We start from the raw sequence: 18,811 nt of genomic DNA on the forward strand, positions 1-18,811 counted from the left end.
TTATCGAACAGGGACCTCTTCACTGCTGCTCATTTGGACGGGCTCCTTGTCGAGAGCTCGAGAGATCGCCTGGCCCAATGCGCTGACGTGAGGCGCCCTGACCAGTGTGTCGTGGGTGCCGGGAAGCGCTGTAACGCTCACCGGTGTTTCAAGCAAAGCCCCCCAACCCAGCAGCGGATCGGTGCGCTCCTGCCCGCTTGCGGTAAACAGTGTCACGTGAAGCGGGGCGGGCAGGCTGACATAGGCACTGATGGCGATGTGGATCGCATGGGCCACCGCAACATGGCTGCGTAGCATGGTGGCATCGACGTTCTGCGGCAGTTCTTCCGGAAGCAGGCGCTGTGCCATGCAAAATGCCAGCATTTCCTCGACGGCATCCGCGCTGGCCAGCTCGGTGAGCTGCCGGAGAACCTCGGGATCAAGCTGCTCGGGTAGCCAGCTCATCAGGAATTGACCTTCGCTCAATACCTCCGGCGCTTGCTGCTCAAGACGCGCGGAGGTGTCGATGATGCCGAGGAACTCCAGCTGTTCGCCGCTGGATTGCAGTTGGCGGGCCATTTCATAAGCGATAAGACCACCTGCAGACCAGCCGCCGATCCGGTAAGGCCCTCGCGGTTGTACTTGGCGAATCGCTGCCAGGTAACGCGCAGCCATGGCCGGCACCTCAAGCAGCGGCTTCTCTCCAGCTGCCAGGCCACTGGCGGCCAAGCCATAGAGCGGCACCTGTGGGTCGATTGCCGCGGCCAGATCGCGCACGTACTGCACTTCGCCGCCCAACGGGTGGACCAGGAACAGCGGCCTTTTCGAGCCAGTGCGACGGACCGGTACCAGATTGCTGTGATGGCCGGGACGTGTCTGGCTGTCCAGTGTCCTGGCGAAACCGGCAATGGTCGGCTCGATAAACAGATCGCGGACAGCGATCGGTTTGCCGAGTACCTTGCGCAAACGCGACGCCATCTGCACGGCCATCAGCGAAATACCGCCCAGCCTGAAGAAGTCGTCATGGCGACTGACCTTGTCCAGCTTGAGCAACTCCTTCCAGAGGTTGGCGAGGGCGATCTCGGTGTCGCCTTCGGGTGCTTCGTAAGGCAGCTCTTCAGGCTGTTCGTCCTCGACCGTCGCAGCGAGCGCCGCGTTATGCGCCGAACGCGGCAGCGCCGGCGTGTTGTCCAGCACCTGACCGATCGACTGCTGTGCGTCAGTCACCATATTCTCCAGAACCCTGGAAAACAGCTGCATGATGGCCTGCACAGTGGTTTTGTCGAACAGGTCGCTGGAGTATTGCAGGCCGCCGCTCAGGCCTTCGCCGGTATCGGCGAGTGACAACGAAAGGTCGAACTGCGTGGTGATATGGGCGCTGTCCAGCGACTCGACTTCCAGGCCGGGCATTCGCAACAGCGAAGGGGGCGTGTTGTCCAGGCTCAGCATCACCTGGAACAACGGGCTGTGGCTCATGCTGCGGGTTGGCTGCAAGGCGCTTACCACTTGCTCGAACGGCAGATCCTGATGACTGTAGGCAGCCAGCGTGATGTCTTTGATCCGACCGAGCACTTCACTCAGTCGAGTCTCTCGGCAGGTTGCCACACGCAATGCCAGCGTATTGGCAAAGAAGCCGATCAATGGCTCCAGCTCCGGGCGTTGACGGTTGGCGACAGGCGTACCGACTACTACATCATTCTGGCCGCTGAGGTGACTCATGAGCATCGACCAGCCTGCCAGCAGGACCATGAACAATGTGCTGCCCTGAGCCTGACTGAAGGCACGCAAGTCGGCACTCAGCTCTGGCGAGAGCACACAGTCGATCATCCCGCCGGTGTAGCTCTGGATGGCTGGGCGCGGACGGTCCAGTGGCAGGTTCAATACGCTTGGCGCACCTTCCAGATGCGTGCGCCAGAAGTCGATCTGAGCTTGCAGCGCCGGGCCGTCAAGGGATTGCCGTTGCCAGGCGGCGTAGTCCACGTATTGCAGTGGCAGCGCTGGCAGCGGGTCTTTCTGGCCTTGACTGAAGGCGGCGTAAAGCACGCTCACTTCCTGGGCAAGCACACTGTTGGACCAGCCATCGGAGACGATGTGGTGCAGCGTGATCAACAGCACATGTTCGGTATCCGCGACCTGCAGCAGATGCCCGCGCAGCATCGGGCCCTTGGTCAGATCGAACAATTGCGTGGCATTTTCCTGACCCAGACGGGTCAGGGTCGCCGTGCGCTGGTCACTGGAAAGATCGCGCAGATCCTGGTGCAACAGCGGAAAGCGGGTATCGGCCGGGGCGATCTTCTGCACCGGTTCACCGTCCACCAGTTCAAAACGCGTGCGCAGGGTTTCGTGGCGTGCAACCAGGCGGTCCAGGGTCGCCTGCAAGGCAGCCGCATCAAGCGCCCCTGTCAGGCGCAACGCCATCGGCAGGTGGTAGGCCGCGCCGGCCGCGTGATCCAGATGATCGAGGAACCACAGACGTTGCTGGGAAAAGGACAGCGGCAGGCGACCCGAACGGTTGGCCTTCGGGATCGATTGCGCTTCACTGGGCGCCGTGGCATTGACCAATGAAGCCAGGCCACGCACGGTCGGGGCGTCGAAGAGCTCACGCAAGGTGATTCGTGTACCAAGCTTGCGTCGCAGTCGCGACAGCAATTGCACGGCGAGCAACGAATGGCCGCCCAGTTCAAGGAAGCCGTCGTCGCGGCCGACCTGATCCAGATGCAGCAGGGCTTTCCATATTTCGGCGATGGCCTCTTCGGTTTCGCCTTGCGGCGCCTCGTAAGCCTTGCTGGCCAACGCATCCTGACCGGGGGCCGGCAGCGCTCGGCGGTCGAGCTTGCCGTTCGAGGTCAGCGGCAGGGCATCCAGCTGGACGAAGGCGCTGGGCACCATGTACTCAGGCAGATGCTTGAGCAGCTCGCTACGCAAGTGCTCGGCCGCAACCGATTCACCGCAGACATAAGCGACCAGGCGCTGGCTGTCCGAATCACCCTGGCTGTCGTTGCGGGCAATCACCACCACCTCGCGGATGCCTGGTACGGCCAGCAGAACGTTTTCGATTTCACCCAGCTCGATACGGAAACCGCGAACCTTCACCTGGAAGTCGTTACGGCCCATGTATTCCAGCGTGCCGTCCGCCAGCCAGCGACCCAGGTCGCCGGTTTTGTAAAGGCGCGCATTGGCAACATCGGAGAACCGGTCGGCGATGAAGCGTTCGGCACTCAGCTCGTCACGGTTGAGGTAGCCACGGGCCACACCGCTACCGCCGATGTGAATTTCCCCGGCGACGCCCAGTGGTGCGGGCTCGCCACGCGCATCCAGAACATGCACCTGAACGTTGGCGATGGGTCGGCCGATGCTTGGTTTTTCACCCAGGTCGCGGATCAGATCAATGGTCGCGTCCACTGTGCATTCGGTCGGGCCATACATGTTGTAGAAGCGGATGGTCGGGCAGTTGCGCAGCTTTTCCCAGGTGCTGGCGTTGATCGCCTCGCCACCCAACAGCACGCTGACCGGCTGGTAACTGCTGCGCTCCAGCAAACCGGCCGAGAGCAGGGTGTCGAGCTGCGAGGGTGTTGAGTCGAAGGCATGAACCTGATGGGCTTCGAGGAAGTCCAGCAGTTCGCTGCCGTTGGCACGAATAAGTTGCGGGATGATCACCAGCGTGTGGCCGGAGAACAATTGCGAGATGCCTTTGATCGACATGTCGAAGAAGAAGCCGGCGTTCAGCGCCACGGTGGCCGGTGTCGGGCAATGCTGATGGGTGGTGCGGGTCAGCACGTTCCAGAAGTTGAACACCGAGCGGTGCTCGACCATGACACCTTTCGACTGGCCGGTGGAGCCTGACGTGTAGATCACGTAGGCCAGGTTTTCCGCCGTCAGGCTGTCGACCAGCGGATTGGCATCGAACGCCTGATCATCCGCCGCCAGCAGCGATTCAGCGCTGTCGAGCAGCATCAGTGGTGTATCGCCGGCCGGCAGACTGAGGGCGCTCTGGGTCAGCAGCGCACGCGGCTGGCTGTCCTGCAGCATGAAGGCCATGCGGTCAGTTGGGTGGGCAGGGTCGATCGGCACGTAGGCGGCGCCTGATTTGAGCACCCCCAGCAGGCCGACAATCATATCCAGGCTGCGCTCGGCGCAGATGGCCACGCGCTCGTCCGGTTGTACACCAAGTTGCAGCAGTTGCCGGGCTATGTGGTTGGCACGGCGGTTGAGCTGGCGATAGCTTAGCTGGCGGTCTTCGTAGACCAGCGCCACGGCGTCAGGATTGCGGCGGACCTGGTCTTCGAACAAGGTATGGATCGGCACGACCGGTGCGAAGTCGCTGGCAGTGTCGTTGAAGTCGTTGAGCAGCAGTTGCCGCTCGGCCTGCGGAATCACTTCCAGGCTGCTTGCCAGGCGTGCCGGATCCTGCTCAAGGGCATTGACCAGCTCGGCAACCGCCTGACCGAGGTAGGCGGCAATCCGGTGCGGATCGATGCCATCTATAGACTGCACGGTCAGCGAAAAGCCATTGGCCTCATTGGCTACGGCAATTTCGATCGGGTAGTTGGTACGGGTTTCGGAGCCCAGGAAATGAACACCTTCCTGCTCCTCGCCCATGTCCTCGATGTTTTCCCCGGCAGTGTTCACCAGATCACCGTGACGGCAATTGAGGATCACGGTGAACATCGGCAGCGATGCATCCACTGCGCTGCAGCGCTGCGCCAGGGCCAGTGGCGCCTGCTCGTGGGTCAGCAGGCCGCTGAGCTGTTGGTAGGCGTCCTGAACGATATCGCGCACGCTGTTTTGTTGCAGGCGAATACGCATCGGCAAGGTGTTGATGAACATGCCCAGCGCATGGTTGGCACCGGAGGTGCCTTGGGAACGTCCCGAAAGCACGGTACCGAAAATCCCGTCGTCGCGGCCGCTGGTGGCGGCTACCACCAAGCCCCATGCCGCATGGAACAGCACCGAGGTCGGCACGCCCTGAGCCCGTGCGGTGGCGTGGATCCGCGCGCTGAGATCGTCGCTCAGATCCTGCACCGAACGCAGGATTGTTGCATCGCCGCCACGCACATCGAGCACGCCGTAAGGCGCAGTGGTGGTATCGACATCCCCCAGCAGTTGATGGAAGTAGGCTTCATGTTCGGCCTGGGACACACACGCGGCCTGGGCGATGAAGTTGCGGTACGGCTGCGATGGCGGCAGGGCGTCGGCGCGTCCGTCCATCACTGCCTGGATCTCGCCCATGATCAGGCGCAGGGTGACGTTGTCGCTGATAAGGTGATGGTCCAGCAACGCCATCAGCCACTTTTCCTGCCGGGTATCGTAGGTGATATACGCGGCTATCAGCGGTGCCTGTTGCAGGTCCAGGCGCATATGGTAGGTATTGGTGCGTTCGCGCAGCATCTGCAAGGCGTCTTCACCCGGTGCAGTGTCGAGCTGAATGACTGGCAACGTTGCCTGACGATGCACCACTTGTACCGGTTGCGGCAGACCTTGCCAGCGCAGTGAGCTGCGCATGATGTCGTGGCGGTTGATCACCACTTGCAGCGCGCCGAGGAATTTGTCGAGCAACGCACGGCTGTCGAACGTCGCTATGGTGCGCATCAGGTAGGCGTCGCCTTCTGACTGCAACAGATGGTGAAACAGGATGCCTTCCTGCAGCGACGACAGTGGGTAGATATCCTGAACATTGGCGACGCCGCCTGGCACATCGGCAACGATATGTTCCAGTTCCTGCCGGGTCAGCTTCACCAACGGCAGCATGTCCGGGGTCAACGCCGTGCAATCGACCGGAATCAGGTTCGCCGGGGCGACCCGTTCCGCCGCAGTGCCGCCCGCCAGGACCGCAGCCATGGCTTGCAGGGTTGGCGCCGAGAACACCGTGCTGACGTCCAGCACCAAGCCGATCTGACGCAAGCGCTCTATCAGGTTAATCACCAGGAAGGAGTGACCACCCAGTTCGAAGAAGTGATCCTGGCGACCGGCACGTTCAACCCCGAGCAATTCCTGCCAGGCAGCGGCCAGGGTCGTTTCGATAGCGCCTAGCGGTGCTTCGTAGTCACGACTCACCGTTGCGAACTGGTCCGGCGCGGGCAGGGCGGCACGGTCCAGCTTGCCGTTGGTGGTCAACGGCCAGGTTTCAAGGGTCACAAAGGCGCTTGGCAGCATGTGTTCGGCCAGCACGCTGGCCAGTTGGCTGCGCAGAAGCGCTGACTCGGGAGCAGCGCCGTCCTCGGCAATCAGATAGGCGACCAGGCGTTTGTCGCCAGGGCGATCCTCACGCACGATGACCATCGCTTCACGAACGTCGGGGCAGGCGAGCAATTGCGCCTCGATCTCGCCCAACTCGATACGAAAACCGCGAATCTTGATTTGCGAGTCATTGCGGCCGACGTAGACCACGCCGCCGTCGCTGCGGTAGTGCGCAACGTCGCCGGTGCGGTAGAGCCGTGCGCCGCTTTGCAACGCATAGGGGTCGGCAATAAAACGTTCGGCATTCAGTTCGGTGCGGTTCAGGTAATGCCGGGCAACCCCGGCACCGCCAATGTAAATCTCGCCATTGACGCCGACCGGCACCGGCTGCTGATAGTCATCGAGGATACGCAGGCACAGGTCATCAAGTGCCGGCCCGATCAGACTTGGCATGGCTGTGTCGATTTCCGACTGGCTGATCGGGTAGTAAGTGGCATGCACGGTGATTTCCGTGATGCCGTACATGTTCACCAGACGGGTACGCGACAGCGGTGTGCGTGCGGTCCAGGGCTGCAGGCTGCGGAAGTCCAAAGCCTCACCCCCGAACACCACTTCACGCAGCGCATGCTCCTGCGGGCTGCGTTCGCGAGCCTGGATGAACTGGCGGAAAGCGCTTGGCGTCTGGTTCAGAACGGTGACCTGCTGCTCGCAGACCAGCGCATAGAAGTCATCCGGTGAACGCGCCACCTCACTCGGGACGATGACCAGTTTGCCGCCGTAGCACAGCGCGCCCCAGATTTCCCAGACCGAGAAGTCGAAGGCAAAGGAGTGGAACAGCGTCCAGACATCCTCAGGCCCGAAGTTGAATTGCCCGGCGGTGGCGTCGAACAGGCGTGCAACGTTGCCGTGCTCGACCAGCACACCTTTGGGCAGGCCTGTAGACCCTGAGGTGTAAATGACGTATGCCAAATGATCGCGAGACAGACCCGGCGCAGCAGGCTCAGGGTTGCGGTCCAGCGATTCATCTGCCAAATCGGCACTGTCGTTGTCCGCGCCGAGGGTCAGTACCGGCACGCTGTGTACCGGCAGCACGTCGAGGCAGGCCGACTGGGCCAGCAACGCTACCGGCGCACTGTCTGTCAGCAGGTAGCCGAGACGCTCGGTGGGGTAAGTCGGGTCCAGCGGTACGTAGGCCGCACCGGCCTTGAGCACGGCCAGCACCGCGCAGATCATCTGCGTGCCACGCTCTGCGAGGATCGCCACCCGGTCATCGGGACGTACGCCTTGGGCAAGCAGTTCATGGGCCAGACGGTTGGCTCGGCGATTGAGCGTCTGGTAACTCACCTCTTGCCCGCCAAAGACCAGCGCGATGTTTTGCGGATGGGCGGCGGCGAACTGTTCGAAGCGCTGATGCACCATCAGACCCGACGCGAATACCGCCTTGGGCTGCAGCAGCGCTGGCGAGGCCAGGCGCTGCGCCGGGCTGAGCAACGGCAGGCCGAGCACAGGTTGCGCGACATCCTCGACCATCGCTTCCAGCAGCGTATGGAAATGCTGGGCAAAACGCTCGACGGTGGCGCGATCGAAGAGATCGCTGGCGTATTCGATAACCCCGGTGAGGGTGCCGTTTTCGCTGCCCAGGATCAGCATCAGGTCGAACTGCGCGGTTTCATGGGCTTGTAACACGGGGTGCAGGCTAAGGCCCGGCAGCTTCAACTCGCCGCCGATGCTGGTGTTATCCAGCGACAGGGCGACCTGACACAGCGGGCTATGGCTCATCGAGCGTGGCGGCTGCAAGGCTTCGATCACTTGCTCGAACGGAATGTCCTGATGTTCATGGGCCGCCAGCGTGGTCTGGCGGACCTGCTCCAGCAGTTGCGCCACGCTGGGGTTCTGCGCCAGATCAATGCGCAGGGCCAGGGTGTTGACGAAGAAACCGATCAGGTTCTCGGTTTCGGTGCGGCCACGGTTGGCGCTCGGCACGCCTATCACTACATCGCGTTCGTTGCCCAGACGTGCCATAAGCACCGACCAGGCACTGAGCAGGCCCATGAACAGGGTGACGTTATGGGCCTGGCAGAAGCGCTCCAGACGCTGATAAAGCGTCGCATCGATCGTCACGGGCACCGCGCCGCCGCGGTAGCTTTGCAGCGCCGGACGCGGCCGGTCGGTGGGCAGCGACAGCAGCGTCGGCGCGCCACCCAGGTGCTCACGCCAGAAGTCGGCCTGCTCGGCAAGGCGCTCGCCGGTAAAGGTGCGGCGTTGCCAGGCGGCGTAGTCGGCGTACTGGATTGACAGGGCTGGCAGCGGGTCCGGCTGATGCTTACTGAAGGCCTGATAGAGGGCGGCCAACTCGTTGACCAGCACACCCACCGACCAGCCGTCGGAGATGATGTGGTGCTGGGTGATCAGCAACATATGCTCATCATCCGCCAGGCGCAGCAGACGCCCGCGAATCAGCGGGCCCTGGCGCAGGTCAAACGGTGCAGCGACCTCGCTGTCGGCGATGCGTGAAGCGCTGAGGCTGGCCTGTTCATAAGGCTGCGAGCGCAAGTCCTCCTCTGCCAGGGCGAAACCGCTGTCCGCCGCAGCGATGACCTGCACCGGATGTTCGCCGTGCAGCTCGAAGGTGGTGCGCAGGCTTTCATGACGTGCAACCAGACGGTCGAGCGCAGCCTTGAGCGCGCGGTGATCAAGCTCGCCGCGCAGCAGCAGCGACATCGGCATGTGGTAGGCGCCACTGGCACCAGGGTCGAGCCTGTCGAGGAACCACAGGCGCTGCTGGGAAAAGGACAGTGCCAGCGGCGCGTTACGCTCGATGGGTTCGATACTGTCGGTGTCGGCCGCTTGCAGGCCGTCGACCACTTTCGCCAGTTCGGCCACGGTCGGGTGATTGAACAGCTGACGCAGCGCCATGTCGCCGTTCAGTTGCTGACGCACACGGGAAACCAGTTGCGCAGCCAGCAGCGAGTGACCGCCAAGCTCGAAGAAGCCATCATGGCGACCCACTCGTTCAAGGCTCAGCAGCTCCTGGAATATGTCCGCCAAGGCCTGTTCGGTGGCACCCTCCGGCGCAACGTAAGTTCGCGCGGACATGGCGTTCAGGTCCGGTGCCGGCAGTGCTTTCTGGTCGACCTTGCCATTGAGCGTAAGCGGCAAGGTATCCAGGCGCATGAACACACTCGGAACCATGTATTCCGCCAAATCGGCACTCAATTGCGCACGCAGATCCTCTGGATCAGGTGCTTCAGCGTCTGCATGCACGGTGTAGTAGGCGACCAGACGGGTGTCACCCGGGCTGGCTTCGTGCGCCACCACCACGGAGTTGCGCACGCCGTCGCACAAGTGCAGGAGGCTTTCGATTTCGCCCAGCTCGACGCGGAAGCCGCGGACCTTGACCTGCCCATCGTTACGCGCCAGGTATTCAAGGTTACCGTCCGGCAACCAGCGCGCCAGGTCGCCGGTGCGATAGAGTCTCGCGCCGGCCTGCTGGCTGAACGGGTCTTCGCTGAAACGTTCGGCGGTCAGTTCCGGGCGGTTCAGGTAGCCGAGTGCGACGCCTGTGCCACCGATGTAGATCTCGCCGACCACACCCATCGGCACCGGCTCGCGCCCGGCGTCAAGCACATAGACCCGCACGTTGGCATTAGGCTTGCCAATCGGCAGACTCAGGGTGTCAGGCAGTACATCGAAAATTTCGTAGCTGGTGGCACAGGTGGTGCCCTCGGTCGGGCCATAGCCGTTGAACAGGCGTACCTGAGCGGAGTGCTCCCGGACCCGACGGAACGAGGCCGGATCAGCGCGCTCGCCGCCACACATGATCATGCGCAGGCCTGCCAGGGCCTCGGGAATCAACCCGGCATACAGGTTGAAGAGGGCGGTCGAGCTGATCATGGCTGTTACACCATGGCGCTTCAGCAGGGCGGCGAAGGCCACCGGCTCAAGCAGCACCTGCGGCTCGATAATCACCGACTGGCCGCCATTGAGCAATGCACCCCAGATTTCCGGAGTGCTGGCGTCGAACGCCGGGTTGGACGAAAACGCCACACGGTCCTCGGCGGAGAAGTCGTAGTAGCCGTTGTCCTGAACCAGCCGAATAATGCCGTTGTGAGTCACGATCACGCCCTTGGGCACACCGGTGGAGCCAGAGGTGTAGATGATGCACGCGGGGGTTTCGCCTGCGATTTCATCTGCAAGCATGACTGGCCCCTGGTTCAGCGCCGACAGTTCCAGTGTGTCCAGATCCAGTCTTGGCGTCATGTCAGGTGCCGTCAGGTCGCTACGGCTCAGCAGCATGATGGCTTCGCTGTCCTCGAGCATGAAGCGCAGGCGCTCTTCGGGCGCCAGACGATCCAGCGCCAGATAAGCCGCGCCGCACTTGAGGGTGGCCAGCATGCTGGCCAGCAATTCCACCGACCGATCCAGCAGGATCGCCACCCGGGTTCCTGGCCCCACACCGTGTTTGCGCAGGTGCTGAGCCAAGGCATTGGCTCGGCTGTCGAGTTCGGCGTAGGTCAGCGTTTGCTCACTCTGGCGGACTGCAATTGCCTGCGGTGCAGCTTCGGCATGCGCCTCGAACAAGCGATGCATCAACTGACCGACAGGGTAGGCGCGCTCTGTGGCATTGATATCCTTCAGCAGGTACTCGCGCTCCGCAGTGTCGAGCAACGGCACCTGCTCCAGCACTTGCTGGTCATCGGCCACCATGGCCTCCAACAAACGCAGGAAGTAGCCTCGATAACGACGCATGGTGCTTTCGTCGAACAGCGCGGTGGCGTACTCCAGCGTGCCGATCAGTTGCCCGTCCACCTCGCCGATGTCCAGCGCCAGGTCGAATTTTGCCGTATCACCGGCCACTGCGACGCCTTGCAGGGTCATGTCGCCGAGCAGCAGAGCGGCGTCCTCGTTGTTTTGCCATGACAGCATTGCCTGAAAAATCGGGCTGTGAGACAGGCTGCGTTGTGGTCGAACCACTTCGACCACTTGTTCGAACGGCAGGTCCTGATTTGCCTGGGCAGCCAGAGTCTGCCGTTTGACTTGCTGCAGCAGCGTTTCGACGCTCGGGGCGCCCGAAAGGTCGACCCGCACAGCGAGGGTGTTGACGAAGAAGCCGATCAGGTTCTCCACCTCGGCGCTCATACGGTTGGCCACCGGCGTACCGATCACCACGTCGTCCTGACCGGACAGCCGTCCCAACAGCGCGGCCCAGGCGCCCATGACGGTCATGAACAGGCTGCTGCCATGGCGTTGGCTCAATGCCTTGAGGCCATGGGTCAAGTGTGTATCGAGCACCAGTTCCATCGTCCGCCCGCTGTAGTCCTGTTGCGCCGGACGTGGCCGATCGGTCGGCAGGGTCAGCAAGGCTGGTGCACCGGCCAGGGCTTGCTGCCAGTACTGACGCTGTTGTTGCAGCACGTCACCACTCAACCATTCACGTTGCCACAGTGCGTAGTCGACGTATTGCACTGGCAAGGCCGGCAATGGATCCTCCGCCCCCTGACTGAAGGCTGCATAGAGGGCGCCCAGCTCGCGGTTCAACACCCCGGTTGACCAGCCATCGGAGACGATGTGGTGCATGGTCACCAGCAACACATGGTCGTCATCGGCCATGCGCACCAGACGCCCGCGCACCAGCGGTCCATTGACGAGGTCGAAGTGCTCGCTGGCCTCTTGTGCTGCGATGGCAAGCAGCGTGTCTTCTGCATCGTTCTGCCCGGCCAGTACCTGCAGTTGCAGTCTGAAACCTGTGTCAGCGGCAGAGATACGCTGCTCTGCAGGCTGTCCCTGCTCTTGTACAAAGGTCGTGCGCAGTGCCTCATGGCGGGCCACGATACGGTCCAGTGCGCGTTGCAGCGATGCCTGATCAAGGCTGCCGCGCAGACGTAATCCAACTGGAATATGGTAAGCGGCGCTGCCACCTTCCAGTTGCGCGAGGAACCACAGGCGCTGTTGGGCAAACGACAGCGGTAGCGCACCCGAACGCTGCACAGGCGTGATCGCCAGGCGAGCGTTGTCCTGCGTGTTGCCCAGCCGCTCGGCGAACTGTCGCAGCACCGGTGCCGCGAAAAACACTGACGGTGAAACCTCCAGATTCAATTGCTGACGAACCTGAGCAAGCACGCGCATGACCAGCAATGAATGACCGCCGAGCGCGAAAAAGTCATCATGACGGCCGACTTGTGCGACACCCAGCACATCGGCCCAAATGGCGGCGATTGCCGTCTCCAGCGGGCCATCGGCTGCTTCGAAATCATGCTGATCGAAGGCGTCGGCATCCGGCTCGGGCAACGCCCTGCGATCCAGTTTGCCGTTGGCGCTCAGCGGCAATGCGGCCATGCGCACGAACGCTGCCGGGATCATGTACTCCGGCAGGTTGAGTTGCAGCTGCTGGCGCAGCGCACGCGGGGTCAGGGCAGGGCCAGACTCGTCGCGAGTGGCATATTCCACAAAATACGCGATCAGTTTCGGCGTGCCGCCGCTGTCCTCGCGAATCACGACCAGGCTTTCGCGCACGCCCGCAACCTCGGCCAGGCGTGCTTCGATTTCGCCCAGCTCCAGACGCAGCCCGCGAAGCTTGGCCTGGGAGTCGTTTCGGCCGAGGAATTCGATATTGCCATCAGCCCGATAGCGAGCCATATCGCCGCTGCGATACAGCCGTTCGCCCGCCACGAAGGGGTTGTCCATGAAGCGTTCGGCAGTCAATTGCGGCAAATTCAGATAGCCGCGAGCAATACCTGCGCCGCCGATATACAACTCGCCCGCGACACCCGGCGGGACCGGTTGGCCCAGCTCGTCGAGCAGATAAATCCGCGTGTTGGCCAGTGCCCGACCAATCGGCAAGACCCCGTCGACCTGGCTGGCTGCCTCGAACTCGAAACAGGTGCTGTCGATGCTGGCTTCAGTGACGCCGTAGGCCTGGACGATCTGCACGTGATCGCCACAGAGCTTGCGCAGTTGCCGGGCGCTGTGCGCGGTCCAGATATCCGAACCACAGACCACCGTGCGCATGAACGACAGGTCGTGACCGGTCTCTTCCACCCAGCCCAGCAACGCGTTGAGCACGGCAGGCACGAAATCCGCAAAACCGATCGACTCTTCGCTCAACAGGCGGTAAAGCGCAGGAGGGTCCATCAAGGTCTCGCGTGGGCACAGCACCAGTGTGCCGCCGAAACCCAGTGAGCGGATCAGGTCGGCGCTGAACACATCGAAGGAAAACCCTGCCATCTGCAAGTGATTGAGTGGCGCGTGCAACGGATACAATTGCTTCCACGCCGCGCTGACTGCGAGCAATCCGCGATGCTCGACCATTACGCCTTTCGGCACGCCGGTTGAGCCCGAGGTATAGATCACATACGCCAGATGGTGCGCACCGAGGGTTTCCACCACCGGGTTGTCGTCACGCTCGTTGAAGGTGTCGCGTTGATCTTCATCGAGCAGCACCAGTGGCAAGTCCAGCGTCGGCAAATGCGCCTGCACATCACGCTGGGTCAGCATTGCCGACGGCGCACTGTCTTCAATCATGTAGGCCAGGCGCTCGGCAGGGTAGGCCGGATCCAGTGGCACATAGGCAGCACCGGCCTTGAGTACACCGAGCACGCCGATCAGCATTTCCACGCCACGTTCTACGCAGATCGCCACCCGATCATCCGGTTTGATGCCCAGGATGATGAGGTGATGAGCCAGACGGTTGGCCTGACGGTTCAACTCCGCATAACTCAAGCGCTGCGCCTCGAAAGCCACGGCGATGGCGTTGGGCTGAGCCTGAACCCTGTCTTCGAACAGCTGATGGATCGTGAAGTCCTGCGGGTAGGGCGCCTCTGTTGCGTTGAGGCCCGCCAGCAGATGTTCACGTTCGTCGCCACCCAGCAAGGCTACGTGCTCCAGCACCTGCTGGTCGTCGGCGACCATGGCCTCCAGCAAACGCCGGAAGTAGCCCAGATAGCGCCGCATGGTGCTCTCGTCGAACAACGCGGTGGCGTACTCCAGCGTGCCGACCAGTTGCTCATCCACCTCGGCCATATCCAGCGTCAGGTCGAATTGAGCCGTATCAGCGGCCAATTCGACGCTTTTCAGGGTCATGTCGCCGAGCGTCAGATCAGACGCCTCGTTATTCTCCCACGACAGCATGGCCTGAAAAATCGGGCTGTGGGACAGGCTGCGCAGCGGATTGATGACTTCCACGACTTGTTCGAACGGCAAGTCCTGATGCGCCTGGGCATCGAGAGTCTGCTGCTTGACCCGCGCCAGCAGCGTCTCTGCCGTAGGCTTGTCACTGAGGTCAACGCGGATGGCCAGGGTGTTGACGAACAGACCCACCAGCCCTTCGACTTCACTGCGTGTACGATTGGCCACAGGCGTACCAATGACCACATCGTCCTGACCCGCCAGGCGTCCCAGCAGGCCGGCCCACGCAGCCATGACCGTCATGAACAGGGTGCTGCCGCGGCGTTGGCTCAATGCCTTGAGACTTCGGTTAAGGTCTTTGTCGAAAACGACGGGCAGTGCTGCACCGGCATAGTCCTGCAGCGCCGGACGCGCACGGTCGGTGGGCAACATCAACAACGCCGGAGCATCTGCCAGGGTTTGCTGCCAGAAATTGCTTTGCTGTTGCAGCAGATCGCCACTCAGCCAGCGACGTTGCCACACCGCGTAGTCCAGGTATTGCAGGTCCAGCGGCGCCAGCGGGTCGTCCTGGTCCTGACTGAATGCCGCATACAGCGCGGACAATTCGCGGGTCAGCACACCAACCGACCAGCCATCGGAAACGATATGGTGCAGGGTCAGCAACAATACGTGATGGTCCTCGGCCATACGAATCAGGCGGCCACGAATCAACGGGCCCTGTTGCAGATCGAAGCTTTGCAGCGACTCTTCGCTGGCCAGTGCCTGAAGTTTTTTCTCGGCATCCGCCAACCCTTGCAGGTCGTGCACTTGCAGGTTGAAACCGGTGTCCGCCGGGCTGATGCGTTGCACCGGCTGTCCGTCATCGCCCTGCATGAACGTGGTGCGTAAACCTTCGTGGCGCGCCACGATACGCTCCAACGCCCGTTGCAATGCCTTGAGATCCAGTTTGCCATGCAGGCTCAGGCCGGCAGGTATGTGGTAGGCCGCGCTGGCGCCTTCCATCTGGGCGAGAAACCACAGACGTTGCTGGCCGAATGACAACGGCCACGCCTGATCGCGTGCCACCGGCACGATGTCCGGCAAGTCGCTGCGTCCGGCCTGAGCGATGGCCGCGGCCAGGGTACTCAGTTCGGGATGGGCGAACAGCGCGGCCAGACCAAGTTCGACGCCCAATTGATGGCGCACCTGGGAAATCAGGCGCATCGCCAGCAAGGAGTGGCCGCCCAGTTCGAAGAACTGGTCATGACGGCCCACCTGTTCCAGATCGAGCAGGTTTTGCCAGATCTGCGCCAGCGCAATCTCGGTAGCACCTTGCGGCTCCACGTGTTCGCGACTGGCAAAAGCATCGTCCGCCGGAACCGGCAAGGCCTTGCGGTCAAGCTTGCGGTTCGGCGTCAACGGCAGTTCATCAAGCAGCACGAACGCGCTCGGCAGCATGTACTCGGCCAGTTGCGGTGCCAGTTCGGCACGCAGTTCAGCGGCTGTAAGCTGGCTTTGCGGCTGGGCAACCACATAGGCCACCAGGCGCTTGTCTCCCGGATTATCTTCCCGAGCGACCACCACCGCTTCCTTGACCCCTTTGCAATTACCCAGGCGGGCTTCGATTTCGCCCAGCTCGATACGGAAGCCGCGAACCTTGACCTGGAAGTCGTTACGACCCAGGTACTCGATACGGCCGTCGACCATGTAGCGCGCCAGATCGCCGGTTTTGTACATCCTGGCATCAGGGCTGTTGCTGAAAGGATCCGCGAGGAAGCGCTCGGCGTTGACCTCTTCAAGGTTCAGATAACCGCGTGCCACGCCGTCGCCGCCAATGTAGATTTCACCGGCCACGCCATACGGCACTGGCTGCTGATGAGCGTCGAGCAGGTAAATGCGCGTGTTGGCCATCGGTTTGCCGATGGTCGCATTACCACTGCCTTCGCTGCCGGCCGCAGCGTCGTGGCTGACGTAGGCCGCAGTGCAGGACACCGTCGCTTCGGTTGGCCCATAAGTATTGATCAGACGCGTGTGCGCCGGGCGCATCTCGGCCCAGAGTTTGAGCTTATGTGCCGACAGTGCGTCACCCGTGACGTTGATCAAGCGCACATGCTGCAGACGTTGCTCAGCGACCTGCGGCTGTTTGTGCCATTCGGCCACCAGCGTATGCCAGTGCGCAGTGGTCAGGTGCAGGACGGTCGGATGAATGCCGTAATCTTCAGTCCCTTCGCTGCCGAAGATCTCGCGGCTTGGCGTCAGGGTGGCCCCGGCCAAGAGTGCCGGGAAGATTTCTTCCACCGAGAGGTCGAAGTTCAGGGTGTTCTGCTGCAGGACGGTGTCAGTTGGGGACAGAGCAAAAAGCCGCGCCGCATCGACGCTGTAGTTGACCAGGCCGCGATGCTCGATCATCACGCCTTTCGGATTGCCGGTGGAACCCGAGGTGTAGATCACATACGCCAGGTTGCGCACGCCGAGATTCGGTACGACCGGGTTGTCATCACACGCGGTGAAAGCCTGACGCTGATCGTCGTCGAGCAACACCAGCGGCAAGTTCAGCGCCGGCAAGCGCTCCTGTAGATCACGCTGGGTCAGCAACGCCGACGGCGTACTGTCCTCGATCATGTAGGCCAGGCGCTCAGCCGGGTAAGCCGGGTCAAGCGGCACATAAGCGGCACCGGCCTTGAGCACACCGAGCAGGCCGACCATCATTTCCACACCGCGTTCGACGCACAGCGCCACCCGATCATCCGGGCCGATGCCCAGGCCGATCAGGTGATGAGCCAGACGGTTGGCCTGACGGTTCAGTTCGGCATAGCTCAAGCGCTGCCCCTGGAACGCCACGGCGATGGCACCAGGTTGCGTGCGTACCTGGGCTTCAAACAGGTGCTGAATGCACAGCTCCGTCGGGTAGTCCTGGCGGGTCTGGTTGAAGGTCTCCAGCAGCAGGTTGCGCTCGGCGGCAGGCAGCACATCCAGCTGCGTAACGGCCATCTGCGGTGTGTGCGCCAGCGCGTCGGTCAATTGCTCCAGCGCGCAGTGCATCATGGCGCACAGGCGTTGCGGATCCGCAGGCTGCATGCTGTGTATTATCAGGTCGAGCTCACTGCCGTAATCGTTGACCGACAAGCACAGCGGATAGTTGGTCCGCTCGGTGCCGTCAAGCAGGCGCATTCCCGGCCATTGCAACCGGCTGTCCTCGCCCTGGTGCCGGTAATTGAGCAGGCTGGAGAACAACGGCACCCCTGTGGCCACGCTACTGCAACGCTGGGCCAGGGCCAGTGATGCCTGCTCGTGGCTCAATAACTCGCTGAGATCACGGTGGGTGGCCATGACCAGTTCCTGGGCGCCTTGTGTGGTCAGTTGCACACGAACCGGCAGGGTGTTCATGAACATGCCCATGGCCCGCTCGGCGCCGACCGTACCTTGCAGGCGGCCGGTGACCACGGTGCCGAACACCACATCATCGCGATCAGTACAACGGGCCATCACCTGGGCCCAGGCGACATGAAACAGAACCGCCGGGGACATGCCGCGCTCCCGGGCCTGGGTCCGGATACGTGCGCAGAGGTCACTGCTCAATGCCAGTTTGGCCTCTTCGACGTCATTGCCGTCGCCCTGAACTTCCAGCAGGTCGAACGGAGCGGTGGGTGAATCAACATCCGCCAGACGGCGTGCAAAATAGGCTTCGTGGGCACTTGAAGGGCTGGCGAGGGTCTGTGCGACAAAATCCCGATAAGGCTGCGCTGGCAGCAGGTCTGCGCTCTTGCCTCGCATCAGCAGGCGAATTTCTTCGAGTATGAGTTCCACGGTGACGTGGTCGCTGATCATGTGATGATCAATCAGCGCCAGTAACCAACGTTCCGAGTTCGGGTCGCCAGCGATGTAGGCCAGTAGTAGCGGTGCCTGTCGCAGGTCCAGGCGCATACGACCTGGATCACTCAGACGATCCAGCTGACTGAGTGCGTCTTCATCCGGCGTCAGGGTGAGGGTATGGACCGGCAATTGCGCCTGGCGGTGCACCACTTGCACCGCTTGCGGCAGGCCGATCCAATGCACCGAGCTGCGCAGGATGTCATGGCGGTCGATTACCGTTTGCAGGCCCTCAAGAAAGGCGTCAAGACGCGCACGGCTGTCGAACTCGATCATCGAGCGCATCAAGTAGGCATCGCGCTCACAATTCAGCAGGTAATGGAACAGGATGCCGTCCTGAAGCGGTGCCAGCGGGTAGATGTCCTGGATATTGGCGGCGCCGCCGGGAACGGCGGAGGTGATCAGTTCAATCTGAGCGCCGCTCAGTTCCACCAGCGGCAACATGTCTGGCGTCAATTGCGTGCAATGAGCCGGAATGCGGTTGGCGGGTACCTGGAACAGAACGTGTTTGTCCTGGCTGATGGCGAGGGCCATTTCACGCACGCTGGGCGCAGTGAATACAGTCTTTACGTTGAGATTCAACCCCTGCTTGCGCAGACGCTCGATCAGAGAGACGGCCAGCAGTGAGTGGCCACCGAGTTCGAAGAAATGGTCGTGACGCCCGACCTGCTCGACGCCCAGC

1 protein-coding gene (cut by a window edge) is annotated in these 18,811 nt (G+C 62.1%); it reads right to left on the minus strand.

Annotated features, from left to right (window positions below):
- Positions 1-18,811: the 3' portion of a syringomycin E biosynthesis non-ribosomal peptide synthetase SyrE gene (gene syrE / locus JOE39_RS06960; RefSeq protein ID WP_210077647.1), read on the minus strand. 9,545 nt of this gene lie beyond the right edge of the window; 18,811 of the gene's 28,356 nt are visible here — the last part of the coding sequence; its start codon lies beyond the right edge, outside the window; the stop codon is at positions 1-3.

The organism is Pseudomonas sp. PvP100 (assembly GCF_017833055.1).
Classification (GTDB): Bacteria; Pseudomonadota; Gammaproteobacteria; order Pseudomonadales; family Pseudomonadaceae; genus Aquipseudomonas; species Aquipseudomonas syringae.